This window comes from Mycobacterium parmense (assembly GCF_010730575.1).
Lineage (GTDB): Bacteria > Actinomycetota > Actinomycetes > Mycobacteriales > Mycobacteriaceae > Mycobacterium > Mycobacterium parmense.
In genome coordinates this window covers 1,895,650-1,909,644 of record NZ_AP022614.1, presented here as the reverse complement: position 1 = coordinate 1,909,644, position 13,995 = coordinate 1,895,650, and the positions used below count along the sequence as shown (strand labels likewise).

General features: G+C 72.7%; 8 protein-coding genes. 6 read left to right on the top strand and 2 right to left on the bottom strand.

The genetic code is table 11. The features are described from left to right. Positions 1-7: 7 nt before the first annotated feature. Together G6N48_RS08635 and pks2 are read right to left on the bottom strand one after the other, a co-directional pair. Positions 8-664, bottom strand: a complete 657-nt coding sequence (locus G6N48_RS08635; RefSeq protein WP_085270771.1) for a methyltransferase family protein — start codon at positions 662-664, stop codon at positions 8-10. Between the two features lie 55 nt (positions 665-719). Further along, a complete protein-coding gene (pks2, locus tag G6N48_RS08630; protein ID WP_269475420.1) occupies positions 720-6,974 on the bottom strand; it encodes a sulfolipid-1 biosynthesis phthioceranic/hydroxyphthioceranic acid synthase in 6,255 nt (2,084 codons plus the stop codon). Positions 6,975-7,623: 649 nt separating this feature from the next. Between pks2 and G6N48_RS08625 the strand changes: the two genes are divergently transcribed. The 6 genes from G6N48_RS08625 (at position 7,624) to bioB (ending at position 13,990) form a co-directional block, all read left to right on the top strand. After that, positions 7,624-8,964 carry a PE family protein gene (locus tag G6N48_RS08625; protein WP_179969863.1) on the top strand — a complete coding sequence of 447 codons (1,341 nt, stop codon included), beginning with the start codon at positions 7,624-7,626 and terminating at the stop codon, positions 8,962-8,964. A gap of 67 nt (positions 8,965-9,031) precedes the next feature. Next, positions 9,032-10,426: a PE family protein gene (locus G6N48_RS28645; RefSeq protein WP_085270696.1), complete on the top strand. Its 1,395-nt coding sequence runs from the start codon at positions 9,032-9,034 to the stop codon at positions 10,424-10,426. Between the two features lie 60 nt (positions 10,427-10,486). Next, positions 10,487-11,635: an 8-amino-7-oxononanoate synthase gene (locus tag G6N48_RS08610; protein WP_085270697.1), complete on the top strand. Its 1,149-nt coding sequence runs from the start codon at positions 10,487-10,489 to the stop codon at positions 11,633-11,635. Continuing rightward, entirely contained in the window at positions 11,632-12,312 is a 681-nt protein-coding gene (gene bioD / locus G6N48_RS08605; protein WP_085270698.1) for a dethiobiotin synthase, read from the top strand. Before G6N48_RS08610 ends, bioD begins: the two co-directional genes overlap by 4 nt. Next, positions 12,312-12,818 carry a 2'-5' RNA ligase family protein gene (locus G6N48_RS08600; RefSeq protein ID WP_085270699.1) on the top strand — a complete coding sequence of 169 codons (507 nt, stop codon included), beginning with the start codon at positions 12,312-12,314 and terminating at the stop codon, positions 12,816-12,818. Before bioD ends, G6N48_RS08600 begins: the two co-directional genes overlap by 1 nt. A 134-nt stretch (positions 12,819-12,952) precedes the next feature. Next, positions 12,953-13,990 carry a biotin synthase BioB gene (gene bioB / locus G6N48_RS08595; RefSeq protein WP_085270772.1) on the top strand — a complete coding sequence of 346 codons (1,038 nt, stop codon included), beginning with the start codon at positions 12,953-12,955 and terminating at the stop codon, positions 13,988-13,990. Positions 13,991-13,995: the final 5 nt, after the last annotated feature.

The following is a 13,995-nucleotide window of genomic DNA, read 5'->3' as shown; positions in this document are numbered from 1 at the left end:
GACGCCGTCACCACATGCAGGGGACCAGGCGGTAGCGGACCTTCTGCGTGTACTCGCGGTATCCGGTCAGCTCCTCGGCAAGCAGCTTCTCCTCGTCGCGGATGCGCGAGGCGAGCACGACCAGGCCCGGTCCGACGAAGACGAGACCCCAGTAGGACCCGAGGGCCAGCGGGATGCCGACCATCATGATCACGTTCCCGGTGTACATCGGGTGCCGCACCAGGCCGTAGAGGCCGGTGGAGACGACCTGCTGGCCTGCCTCCACCCGCACGGTCGCGGCCGCGTGGTTGTTCTGGACGACCACCAGGGTCACCACGCCAAGTCCCAGGGCCACCAGGACGTCGCCCACCAGGCAGACCGCCGTCGGCACCGAGGACCAGCCGAAGCGGTGGTCGAAGCCGCTGAGCACGACCATGCCCGCCAGCGACGCGTACAGGCCCGCGATCACCACCTTCTGCGCCGTCCGGCCTTCCGCGGACGGGCCGCCACTCATCCGCCGTTGCAGCACAACGGGATTGCGCAGCAGGTAGATGCCGGGGACGAACGTCGCGAGGGCGAAGACCACCGCCAGAAAGACCCAGCCCTGCCAGTACGCCGGCGTGCCGGCGGGCAGGAACACCATCAAGCCGAACACGACGAGCTCGACGACCCCGGACAGCAACATCTTGGGAATCACGGTCTCTCCTTCGGGCCGGGCCGCCGGGCCGCGGGCCGGCCCACTAAGCGGGCGTGAGCTTTTCGCACAGCAGTTGCGCGAGGCCGCGAATGGTGGTGACGGCGATGTCGTTGTAGGTGACGCATATTCCCGTTTCGTTCTCGATGCGTGTTCGCAGCTCGAGGGCGCCCAGCGAGTCGACGCCGTATTCGCACAGCGGACGGTCGGGATCGATGCTGCAACGCAGGATGAGGCTGATCTGGTCGGTGACCAGCCGCCGCAGCAGCGTGGGCCATTCCTCCGGCGGCAACTCGCTGAGCTCGGCACGGAGTTTGGTTGTGCCGGTGCGGATTTGCGCGGTGGAGCGGAAGGCCTCGGCGAATCGGCTGCGCCGGGCCAAGGCGTGCAACGCCGCCGCGTTCGGGAACGGCGCGTAGCCGGTGTGGCCGCGGTCGTGGCGCAGCAGCGTCTCGAGCGCGTAAGCGCCCTCGTCCGGGGCGATGGCAACGTCCGCGTCCCGTGCGGGGGAGGCGCCGCGCCCGACCTGCTCCCAGGGGCCCCAGGCGATCGCGGTGGCCGCGAGGCCCTGGCCGCGGCGCCACCGCGTGAAGGCGTCCAGCCAGCTGTTCGCCGCGGCCTCGGCGGCCCGGCCGGGCGAGCCTGCCAGCGCGGCGGCCGAGGAGAACGAGCAGAACCAGTCCAGCGGCGCGGCCGCCTCACCGGCGCGCAGGGCGCAGTGGAGATTCCAGGCGCCGTAAACCTTTGTCGCCCATGCGCTCTCGATGATATCCGCGGACACGTTGGCCACGGTTGCGTCCTCGGTCACCCCCGCCGCGTGCAACACGCCGCGCACCGGGAGCCCGGTCGCGGTGGCGGCGGCTACCAATTGGTGGGCCGCCGCGGCCTCGGCGATGTCGCCGCACTGCACCACGACGTCGGCACCGATAGCGCAGATCAGCTTGATCGTCTCCCTCGCCTTGCGGGTGGGTTGCGCGCGGGACATCAGCACGATGCGCCCGCAGCCGGCCTCGGCCAGTTTCTCGGCGAGGAACAACCCGCGCTCGTCGAGGTCGCCGGTGACCAGATAGGCGCCGTCGGGCCGGAATACCTGCGCGCGCTCCGGTGGCACCGTGACGCGGCTGCGCCCGGCCCGGGGCACGCCGAGCACGATTTTTCCGGAGCGCCCCGGCGCGCTCATCGCCCGGATCGCGTCGGCGGCGCCGGTCAGCGGGTAGACCGTGTGGCGGGGGGAAGGCAGCCCGCCGTCTGCCGCGAGCCGGTACACCGTGCGCAGCAGCTTGCCGACCCGGTGCGGGTGGCTCGCCGACATCAGCGACAGGTCGACGTGGTGGAAGGTGAGGTTTCGGTGAGCCGGGAAGAGCGCCGGGCGTGTGTCGTCACCGGCACCGCGTATCGCGATGTCGATGAAGTGTCCTTCGTCGGCGAGCAGTTCGGATCCGGCGCGCCGAGCCGCGCCGGTGAGGGAGTTCAGCACGATGTCGACGCCGTAGCCGTCGGTGTCGCGGCGGATCTGCTCGGCGAATTCGGTGCCGCGCGAGTCGTAGACGTGCTCGATACCCGTGGCGCGCAACAGCTCACGTCGTTCTTCGCTGCCCGCGGTGGCGAAGATCTCGGCCCCCGCGGCGCGGGCGATGGCGATGGCCGCCTGGCCGACGCCCCCGGTCGCGGAGTGGATCAGCACCCGGTCTCCGGGCGAGATGCCGGCCCGGTCGTGCAGGCCGTGCCACGCCGTGGCGGTCGCGGTGGTGATCGCGGCGGCCTGCGGCTCGCTCAGGGTGGCCGGGAGCGTGACGGCAAGGCGGGCGTCGCACGTGACGAACGTGCCCCAGCACCCGTCTTCGGAGAAGCCGCCGACGCGGTCGCCGACGCGGTGGCCGGTGACGCCCGGGCCGACGGCGGTGACCACCCCGGCGAAGTCCGTGCCCAGCTGCGGCGGGTGGCCGTCGGCGCCGGGGGACGAACCCTTCGCGACGAGCACGTCGGCGAAGTTGACGCCGGACGCGGCGACCGCGACCTCGATCCGTCCCGGTCCCGGTGGAAGGCGTTCGCACGCAACCAGTTCCAGAGTCTGCAGGTCGCCGGGTTCGCGGATGCGCAGGCGCAACCCGTCGACCTGGTGCTCGGCGACGGCGGTCCGCCGTTCCCCGGGGCGCAGGGGGGCGGCGCGCAGCCGCGCCGTGTACCACGATCCGGCGCGCCAGGCGCATTCGTCTTCGTCCGAGCCGCTGAGCAGGTGGCGGGCCAGCTGGCCGGTGTCGCTCGTTGCGTCCACGTCGACGTGGGTTGCGCGCAGGTGCGGATGCTCGGCGCCGATCACCCGGATGAGGCCGCGCAGCCCGGCCTGGCCGAGATCGGGACGGTCGCCGGCCAGGACGGTCTGGGCGCCGCGGGTCACCACGTACAGGCGCGGCGGCTCCCCGGGGACGTGGAGCAACTCGCGGGTGAGCAGGACGAGATGCTGAGCGGATCCGGGGCCCGGCGCCGCATCCCCCGGGGCCTCGTCGTGCGCGGCGCCGTGGACGATCACCACACCGGCGAATCTCGCCGCGCGCAAACGGTTTCCGAGCTCTTGGGTGTGCGCGGAGTGGTCGGCGCCCGGCGGACAGTGCAGGATCTGGCATTGTGCGCCATGGCCGCTGAGGGCGGCGGCCAGCGCCGCCGCCGGGTCGGCGGTGGCGGCGACGCTGATCAGCAGCCAGGCGCCCGCGGCGCAGTGGGGGATTTCGGGCAGCGGCCGCTGCTGCCATTCGACGGTCAGCAGCCGCTCGTTGAGCACCCGGTTCTTGTGGGCGTCAGCGGATGTCCCGGCGCTGCACCGCAACCCCCGCACGCTCAGCAGCACCGCGCCGTGCCGATCGAGCACGTCGAGATCCGCTTCGATCCCGCGGTCGTCGACCTCGGTCAGCCGGGTGTAGCAGTAGTGGGCGCCGCGGGCGCAACCGTAGAGGCGCAGCCGCCGTACGGAGGTCGGCAACGCCACAATTCCCTCGCCGAGCCCCCTGACCAGCGAACTGGCCTCGACGGACTGCAAGCAGGCATCCAGCAGCGCCGGGTGCACGCCGTAATCCCCCTCCTGCGCGCGGATCGGGCCGGGCAGGGCGACCTCGGCCAGCACGGTCCCGGTGGCATCGTCGCCGGTGCGCGCGGCGGCCAGACCGGTGAACGCCGAACCATACTGAACGCCAAGCTGTTTCAGGCGGTTGCGCACCTCGGCGCCGTCCGTCCGGCGCGGATGCGCGGCCAGCAGCGCGGGCATGTCGTAAGCGGGTGGCCGCTCATCGGCCGCGGCGCTCAGTACCGCGGTGGCCCGGCGGCGCTGCCCGCCCTGCGGGTCCGATTCGACGAGGAAGTCCAGCACGCCCGGAGACGACGACGTCGCCGAGAGACCGGCCGTGGTGTCCTCGCCCAGCGGCAGTGCCCGCTTGAAACGGATGTCGCGCACCTCGGACGTCTCGCCCAGCAGCAGCCGGGCGGCCGCCAGCGCCATCTCGCAGTACGCCGCCGCCGGCAACACGGCCGCCCCGCCGACGCGGTGGTCGGCGAGCCAGGGCTGGGCGGCGGTGCCCACCTCGGCCTGCCAGACGTGGCGCTCCGGCTGCTCGCGCAGGCGCACGTGCGGCCCCAACAGTGGATGAGCGCGGCCGGTGGACCCGGCCCGCGCCGAAGGCCGCCGTCCCGAGGGGCTCAGCCACAGCCGGCGGCGCGTCCAGGTCGGCAGCGGCGCGTCCACCAGCCGGCCGCCCGGGTACAGGACGGCGAAGTCCACGGGGGCGCCAGCGGCGTGCAGCTCGCCCACGAAGCCGAGCAGTCCGTGCGGCGCGTCCTGCCCGCGGCGCAGGCAGGCCAGCGCCGCGGCCGGCACGTCCACGCTGCGCGCGGTCTGCTCGACAGCGCGCACGAGCAGGGGGTGCGGCGCCAGCTCGGCGAAGACCCGGTGCCCGTCCTCCAACGCGGCGCGCACCGCGGCGGCGAAGCGCACGGTGCGGCGCAGGTTGTCGACCCAGTACCGGTTGTCGCACACGGGCTCTTCGCGCGGGTCGAACGAGGTCGCCGAATAGAAGGGCACCTCAGGGGTCGTCGGGTTCAGCTCAGCCAGCGCGTCGGTCAGCTCGTCGAGGATCGGATCGACCTGCGGTGAGTGCGAGGCGACGTCGACGGCGACCTCCCGGGCCGGCACGTCGCGCTCCTCCCAGGCCGCCACCCGCTCGCGAACCGCGAGGGCGGCGCCGCCGATCACCGTGGACTGTGGCGAGGCCACCTCCGCGACGACGACATCCTTGACGCCGCGCAGCGTCAGCTCCGAAAGCACCTGCTTGGCGGGCAGTTCCACCGCGGCCATGGCGCCCGCGCCGGCGATCGTGGACATCAGCCGCGAGCGGCGGCAGATGACGCGCACCCCGTCGTCCAGCGACAGCGCGCCGGCGACGACGGCCGCCGCGGCCTCCCCGAGGGAATGCCCGATCACCGCGCCCGGGCGCACCCCGTAATACTTCATCGTCTCGGCCAGCGCGATCTGCATGGCGAACAGCGTCGGCTGGACGCGGTCGATCCCGGTCACGGTCTGCGGTGACGCCATCGCCTCGGTCACCGAGAACCCGGACTCGCGCGCGACCAGTGGTTCGACCTGAGCGACGGTCGCGGCGAACACCGGCTCGTTCGCGAGCAGACCGGCGCCCATCCCGGCCCACTGCGAGCCCTGCCCGGAGAACACCCACACCGGGCCCCGATCGTCCTGGGTCACCGCGGCCGGGTAGGGGGCCTCGCCGTCGGCGATGCCGCGCATGGCGTGCGCGAGCTCGCGGTGGCCGCTCGCGACGACGGTGGTGCGCACCGGGCGGTGTGCCCGGCGGCGGGTCAAGGTGTAGGCGAGGTCCGGCAGCGCCACGGCGTCGTGCGCCTCGACCCAGTCGGCGAGCCGGCCGGCGGTTCGGCGCAGCTCGCGGGCCGACGTGGACGACAGGGCGAACAGCAGGGGCGCTTCGGGCGCCGCGCCCGGGTGCGTGGCGTGTGCGCTCGTCCGGGGGGCCTGTTCCAGGATGGCGTGGACATTGGTTCCCGACGTGCCGTACGAGGACACCGCCGCGCGGCGCGGGTGCTGTCCGGCGTGCGGCCAGGGTGTGAGCGCCTGCGGCACGAAGAGCTTGGTGTCCACGCGGGCGAGGTCGTCCGGCAGCCGGGTGAAGTGCAGGTTTTCCGGTATCGCCCCGTGTGCCAGGGACAGGACCGCCTTGATCAGCCCGAGCACTCCCGACGCCGCCTGGGTGTGGCCGAAGTTCGTCTTGGCCGACCCGACCGCGCACGGGCTCTCGACGCCGTACACCTCGGCCAGGCACGCGTACTCGACGGGATCACCGTCGCGGGTGCCCGGACCGTGTGCCTCCACCATGCCGACGCTGCGGGCGTCCACGCCCGCGTTCGCCAGTGCGGCCCGGTACACCTCGGTCTGCGCCGTCCTCGACGGTGTCGAGGAATCCGCGCAGTGCCCGTCCTGGTTCGCGGCCGTGCCCCGCACCACGGCCAGGATCCGATCGCCGTCCCGCAGCGCGTCGGGCAGGCGCTTGAGCAAGACCATCGCGCACGCCTCGCCCAACACGTAGCCGTCCGCCGCGACGTCGAATGCGTGGCAGCGCCCAGTGGGGGACAGCCGGCCCCGCGCCGTCTCCGCGAGGAACCTGCCCGGCTCCAGCATCACGAAGGCGCCGCCGGCGAGCGCGAGGTCGCTCTCGCCGTCGCCCAGGCTGCGGCAGGCCAGGTGCACCGCGAGCAGGCTGGAGGAGCATGCGGCGTCCACCGTCAGCGCGGGACCGCGCAGCCCCATGGTGTGGGCGACCCGTCCGGAGGCCTGGCTGAAGGTGTTGCCGGTGCGGCCGTGCGGCCCGTCCGTCGCGCCGGGCTCGGCGGTCATCAGCTGATAGTCGGAATGCGTCAGCCCCACGAACACACCGGTTCGCGAGTTAACCATCGCCGCCGGGATGACGCCCGCGTGCTCCACGGCTTCGCGCGAGGCCTCCAGCAACAGTCGATGCTGCGGGTCGAGGGCGATCGCCTCGCGCTCGTCGATACCGAAGAACTCCGGGTCGAAGCCGGCGACGTCATCGAGAAACGCGCCCCACCTCGATACCGACCGGCCCGGCACGCCGGGCTCCGGGTCGTAGTATTCGTCGGCATCCCACCGCGCCCGCGGAATTTCGGCGACCAGATGGTCGCCGCTTAGCAAACTTTCCCACAGGCGTTCCGGGGAGTCGATGCCGCCCGGAAGCCGGCACGCGACGCCGATGACAGCAACCGGAATCGTCACCGAGGGACCCCGCCGGATGATTGTCTGACCTCAGCCGAGCGGACGGAACGATCATCGGGTGCCCCGAGTGAAACCATCCCGTCTCCTCATGGCGACGACGAAACGTGGCCTTGCCCGCTGCCTGACCGACGCCGTTGGCTCCAAGCGATGGAGTCGGATGCCTTTTCGGCGTCAATCGACGCCTCGCCCCTGTCGGGGGCTTACGCGCACGTCAACGGGCCAACGTGGCATGGGCAAAACTATTATGCATACGCCGAACAGATACGTAAAGTTGTATACACTACTCACATCCGTTATTTGGGTAGGACTAACTCGGGGCGTGAATAACTAGCGTTATGTTTGCTGTGGACGGTCGGCTTAGCCGCTTCAAGTCACCAGTCGGGGGGCCTGCAAGGCACCGCGTCCGTCGCCGTCTTCCCGCAGAAATGGCGCGTCCGTCTCGCACCGCGCCCGCGCGGACCGGATCGGGAATGCGGGCTACACGTCGTTCGCTGGGTTCGGCCGTCGACGCAGGGCACAGGTCACCAGCAACGAAATTCGCTGAACCGTTGAAAGCCGCTGAGCAACCAGATAAGTTCATTTTTTGGCTGGTGGATCGTGACCGTGGTGTGGAGGCGCACGACCCCGAGATCGTCTTCGGAGGTCAGCGATGTCGTATCTGATCGCAGCGCCGGACGTGGTGGCTGCGGCCGCAGCCGACGCCGCCCGGATCGGCTCGACGATCAGCGCAGCAAACTCGGCGGCGGCAGCTCAGACCACTCAGGTGGTGGCCGCCGCCCGCGACGAGGTGTCGGCCCTGGTGTCCGCGATGTTCTCCGACTACGGGCAACAGTTTCAGGCTGTGAGCGCTCAGGCGGCCAGCTTCCACGCCCAGTTCGTGCAGGCCCTGAGCGGGGCGGGCAGCGCCTACACGTCCGCGGAGGCCACCAACGTCCCGTCGCTGCAGAGCGCGGCGCAGACGGCGATGAACCAGGTCAGCGCGTCCACCGCGGCCGTGCAGCAGCAGGCGCTGAACGCGGTCAATACCCCCGCCCAGATCGTGTTCGGGCAGCCGCTGATCGGCAACGGCGCCAACGGGACGGCGGCCAGCCCGAACGGTGGCAACGGTGGGCTCCTGGTGGGCAACGGCGGCAACGGCTGGAACTCGACCGTCGCCGGCAAGCCCGGCGGCAACGGCGGTAACGCGGGCTTCCTCGGCAACGGCGGCGCGGGCGGCACCGGCGGTGCCGGCGCGGCCGGCGGCAACGGCGGCAACGCCTCCCTGTTCGGCAACGGCGGGCTGGCCGGGATGGGCGGGACCGGCATCGCGGGGATCAACGGCGGCAACGGCGGTAACGGCGGCAACGGTGGGGCCGGCGGTTTCCTGATTGGTGACCCCGCAGCCGGCGCGAATGGCGGTGCGGCCTCAAGCACCGCCGGTAACGGCGGCAACGGCGGGGCCGGTGGCACCGCCGGCTACATCCATCTGGGCGGCCCGACCGACTTCGAAGCCGCAGGCGGCGCCGCCGGTAATGGCGGCAACAGCACGGTCGGCACCGGTGGGACCGGCGGAACCGGAGGGTCCGGCATCTTCATCGCCGCCGCCGGTGGTACCGGTGGCAATGGAGCGATTGGAGGCAACGGCGGCCTGGGTGGCTCGGTGTTCAACAACGACCTGGGCGGCCTGTTCAGCCTGACCGGCGGCGCCGGCGGCAACGGTGGCACCGGCAGCGTCGGCCCCGGCGGCAACGGCGGCAACGGCGGCAACGCGTTCCTCGGTGGCTACAACTTCCTACACCCGTTCTATGTCGAGGCCCAGGAAAGCAGTAACGCCGTCAACGACATCTTCGTGGGCATCTTCGCGCCCTTCCTGAGCGGCGGCACGGTCTACGGCGGAGCGGGCGGAAACGGCGGGCTCGGCATCGGCGTAAGCCTCGGCGGCACCGGCGGGCTGGCGATCAACCTGATGGGCGGCTTCGCGGCAAACGGGGCCGACGGCCTTCCCGGATAGTGATGGACTCTGCGGTGATGACGGTGAGGCGGCGTGAGAGCCGTGGGCTCCACGTTGGAGGTCAACGATGGCATTGATAGCAACGCCGGCCGCCCTGGCCGAGGCGGCGGCCAACCTGTCCGGCGTTGGCTCGTCGATCGACGCGGCGCGAGCGCAGGCGTCGGCGAGTATCACGTCGGTGACCGCCGCAGCGGAGGACGAAGTATCCGCGGCGATAGCTGCGCTGTTCTCCGATTTCGGTGCGCAGTTCCAGTCGGTCAGCTCGCAGGCCGCGGCGTTCCACAGCGACTTCGTGCAATTGTTGTCGGGGGCTGGTAGTGCGTATTCGAGCGCGGAGGCGGTCAACGTATCCCCTTTGCAGGGCGCGCAGGCCGCGATCGCCTCGCTGCAGAACGCCGCGGACCCGCTCATCGGAAACAACCTGACCGACGTCGGGATCCAGATCAACGAGATCGGCGGCGTCCTCCAGCAGGGTAATTTCATCGAGCTGACCGGCGGGATCATCGGCAACGGCGCCAACGGCACGGCGGCGCACCCCAACGGATACAACGGCGGCTGGCTGTGGGGCAACGGCGGCAATGGCGTCGACGGCGGCAGCGGCGGCAACGCCGGCTTCTTCGGTAACGGCGGCGCCGGATCCGCCGCCATCCTGCCCGGTGTCGCCGGAGGCAACGGTGGCGACGCGCTGTTCATCGGCAACGGCGGGGCGGGCGGTGCCGGTGGGGCCGCCGCCGTCGGCATCATCGGTGGGGCCGGCGGGAACGGCGGGAACGGCGGCTTCTTCCTCGGCAACGGCGGCGCCGGCGGGATGGGCGGCGCGTCCACCCTGGCGCTGGCCGGCGGGGCCGGCGGGAACGGCGGCAGCATCGGCATCTTCGGTACACCGGGCACCGGCGGCGACGGCGGGGCCAGCTCGCTCGGTATCGGGGGCGCGGGCGGTAACGGCGGCAGCGGCGACATCACGGGCGGCAACGGCGGGCACGGCGGCAACGGCCTGCTCGCCGGCGGCGCCGGCGGCAACGGGGGCAGCGCCTTCGCCGACGGATACGGGTTCTCGGTCACCGCCGGCAACGGCGGCACGGGCGGTAACGGCACCGGCCTGACCGGGATCGGCGGGAATGGCGGCGCGGGTGGCACCGCGGTCATGGGCAACTACCCGTTCGGCACGTTTGGCACGGCCACCGGCGGCCACGGCGGGGCGGCGGGCACCGGTGTCGCGACCGGCGGCACCGGTGGCGCCGGGGGCACAGCCTTCGATTACGCCGGGGGAGCAGCGGTCGGCGGCGCCGGCGGCACCGGGGGCGCGGGTACGGGCTTGCTCGCCGTCGGAGGAGCCGGGGGCGCCGGCGGAAACGTCTACGCCATATCGGGCGCCTCGGCTACACCCGGCACGGGCGGGGCCCCCGGGAGTGGCACCACCAACCTGGGCGCGGGCGCCAACGGCACCGACAACGTCGTATAGCGTCGCGTAGCGCACACCTGTGCGACGGCCGAGGTCGCGCGCCTCGTACCCTGAACTCCGATGAAGGCACCGATCGACGCGTCGCCGCTGGCCTGGCTGAGCCAGCGGGAAACCCAGCGCCGCGAGGCCGGGCTGCGCCGCACGCTGCGCCCGCGTCCCGCGGTCGCCACCGAGCTGGACCTGGCGTCCAACGACTACCTCGGCCTGTCTCAGCACCCCGACGTGATCGAGGGCGGGGTCGCCGCGCTGCGGATCTGGGGCGCCGGGTCCACCGGTTCGCGCCTGGTGACCGGCGACACCGAGCTGCATCAGCAGTTCGAGTCCGACCTCGCCGACTTCGTCGGCGCGCCGTCGGCCCTGCTGTTCTCCTCCGGATACGCCGCCAACCTCGGCGCCGTCGTCGGGCTGTCGGGGAGAGGTTCGCTGTTGGTGTCCGACGCCCTGTCGCACGCCTCCCTGGTCGACGCGTGCCGGCTGTCGCGCGCGCGGGTGGCGGTCACGCCGCACCGCGACGTCGACGCGGTGGAGGCGGCGCTGCGCTCGCGCGACGAGGAGCGCGCCGTCGTCATCACCGAGTCGGTGTTCAGCGCCGACGGCGCGCTGGCCCCCGTCCGGGAACTGCACCAGGCGTGCCGCCGCCACGGCGCGCTGCTGGTCGTCGACGAGGCGCACGGCCTGGGGGTGCGCGGCGGCGGCCGCGGTCTGCTGCACGAACTCGGGCTGGCGGGCGCCCCCGACGTGGTGATGACCACGACGCTGTCCAAGGCTCTCGGCAGCCAGGGCGGCGCGGTGCTGGGCCCGGCGGCGGTGCGCGCGCACCTGATCGACGCGGCCCGGACGTTCATCTTCGACACCGGCCTCGCGCCGGCCGCGGTGGGCGCCGCGCTGGCGGCGCTGGCCGTGCTGCGCGCCGAGCCGTGGCGACCGGACGCGGTGCTGCGGCACGCCCGCGACCTGGCCCGGATCTGCGGGGTGACCGCGGTGCCGCAGTCGGCGGTGGTGTCGGTGATCCTGGGCGAGCCGGAGGTTGCCGTGGCCGCGGCGGCCGCCTGCCTGGACGCCGGGGTCAGGGTCGGATGTTTCCGGCCCCCGACGGTGCCGGTGGGGACCTCGCGGCTCCGGCTGACCGCCAGAGCCTCGCTGAGCGACGCCGAACTCGACCTCGCTCGCCAGGTGCTCACGGACGTGCTGTCCTTCCCACGCCGTTGACGGTCCTCGTCGTCACCGGCACCGGCACCGGCGTCGGCAAGACGGTCGTCACCGCGGCGCTGGCCTGTCACGCCCGCCTCGCCGGTGTCGACGTGGCGGTGTGCAAACCGGTGCAGACCGGCACCGGGGCCGGCGACGACGACCTCGCCGAGGTGGCCCGGCTTTCCGGGGTCGGCGAGCTGGCGGGCCTGGCCCGCTACCCCCAGCCGCTGGCGCCGGCCGCCGCGGCCGAGCGGGCCGGGATGGCGCTGCCCACCCGCGACCAGCTGCTGCGCCTGATCTCCGGCCTGGACCGCCCGGGGCGGCTCACGCTGGTCGAGGGCGCGGGCGGGTTGCTGGTCGAACTCGCCGGCGGGGGAGTCACGCTGCGCGATCTCGCCGTCGACCTGGGCGCCGCGGTGCTGGTGGTGGCCGCCGCCGGCCTGGGCACCCTCAACCACACCGCGCTGACCCTGGAAGCTCTTGTCTCGCATGATGTTTCGTGTGCGGGAGTGGTGATCGGCAGTTGGCCCCGGCGGGTCGGGACGGTCGAGACCTCGAACCGCGAGGCGCTCGCGCGGATGGCCGCGGTGCGCGCGGCGCTGCCCGCCGGGGCGGCGTCGATGGACGGCGGCGAGTTCGCGGACATGAGCGCCGCGGCATTCGACCGCGACTGGGTGACCTCGCTGGTCGGCTGATGGTGCACTCGATCGAATTGCTCTTCGACGCCGGCACCGAGGCGGCGCTGCGCCAGATCTGGGACGACCTTGCCGGCGCCGACATCGCCGGCCGGCCGCCGCCGGGCCGCCCGCACGTGACGCTGGTGGTGGCCGAGCGCATCGCCGCGGACGTCGACGCCGCGCTGCGGCCGCTGACCGGCCTGTTGCCGCTGCGCTGCACGGTCGGCGCGTCGCTGCTGCTCGGGCGCAGCAACGCCATCCTGGCCCGGCTCATCGTGCCCACGGTCGCGATGCTGGACCTGCATGCGCAGGTGTACCACCGCTGCGTCGAGCACCTGCTGCCCGCGCCGGCCCCGCACAGCCTGCCCGGTCAGTGGACGCCGCACGTCACGCTGGCCCGGCGCGTCGAGGGGCCGGCACTGAGCGCGGCGTTGCGCGTCGCAGGGCGCCCACCGCAGCTACAGGGCGGCTTCGCCGGCCTGCGCCGCTGGGACGGCGACGCCAAGGTCGACTACCTGCTTTAGCCGCCGGCGATCGCCGGCACCGGGGCCTCGCCCTCGTGGCCTTCGCGCATTCGCGCACGGCTACCCTACGTGGAACACCGATTAATTCCGGCCGCCGGTTCGACGCTCGGCCACCGACATGCAGGGGAGTGCTGGTGACTCAAGCGGCAACGCGACCGACGACCGACGCCGACGACTCGGGCGACATCCTCGCGGTGGCGCGGCGGCAGGTGCTGGCGCAGGGTGACGGGCTGAGCCGCGAGCAGGTGCTCGACGTGCTGCGCCTGCCCGACGACCGGCTCGAGGACCTGCTGGCGCTGGCCCACGAGGTGCGGATGCGCTGGTGCGGGCCCGACGTCGAGGTCGAGGGAATCATCAGCCTCAAGACCGGCGGCTGCCCCGAGGACTGCCACTTCTGCTCGCAGTCGGGCCTGTTCGCGTCGCCGGTGCGCAGCGCCCGCCTGGACATCCCCAGCCTGGTCGAGGCGGCCAAGCAGACCGCCAAGTCCGGCGCCACGGAGTTCTGCATCGTGGCCGCCGTGCGCGGACCCGACGAGCGGTTGATGGCGCAGGTCGCGGCCGGCATCGAGGCGATCCGCGACGAGGTCGAGATCAACATCGCCTGCTCGCTGGGGATGCTGACCGCCGAGCAGGTGCAGCAGCTCGCGGCGATGGGCGTGCACCGCTACAACCACAACCTGGAGACCGCCCGGTCGTTCTTCGCCAACGTGGTCACCACCCACACGTGGGAGGAGCGCTGGCAGACGCTGTCGATGGTCCGCGACGCCGGCATGGAGGTGTGCTGCGGCGGCATCCTCGGCATGGGCGAGACGCCCGAGCAGCGCGCCGAATTCGCCGCCGAGCTCGCGCAGCTCGATCCTGACGAGGTGCCGCTGAACTTCCTCAACCCCCGCCCCGGCACGCCGTTCGGCGACCTCGAGGTGCTGCCGGCGACCGAGGCGCTGAAGTCGGTGGCCGCCTTCCGCCTGGCGTTGCCGCGCACGATCCTGCGGTTCGCCGGCGGCCGGGAGATCACCCTGGGCGACCTGGGCGCCAAGCAGGGCATCCTGGGCGGCATCAACGCGGTGATCGTCGGGAACTACCTCACGACGCTCGGGCGGCCCGCCGAAGCCGATCTGCAGCTGCTCGACGACCTGCAGATGCCCATCAAGGCGCTCAACGCGAGCCTGTAGTCGCC

Coding starts and splice junctions, on each gene's coding strand:
- G6N48_RS08635 (WP_085270771.1), bottom strand. CDS start 664: ATGTTGCTGTCCGGGGTCGTCGAGCTCGTCGTGTTCGGCTTGATGGTG.
- G6N48_RS08625 (WP_179969863.1), top strand. CDS start 7,624: ATGTCGTATCTGATCGCAGCGCCGGACGTGGTGGCTGCGGCCGCAGCC.
- G6N48_RS28645 (WP_085270696.1), top strand. CDS start 9,032: ATGGCATTGATAGCAACGCCGGCCGCCCTGGCCGAGGCGGCGGCCAAC.
- G6N48_RS08610 (WP_085270697.1), top strand. CDS start 10,487: ATGAAGGCACCGATCGACGCGTCGCCGCTGGCCTGGCTGAGCCAGCGG.
- G6N48_RS08600 (WP_085270699.1), top strand. CDS start 12,312: ATGGTGCACTCGATCGAATTGCTCTTCGACGCCGGCACCGAGGCGGCG.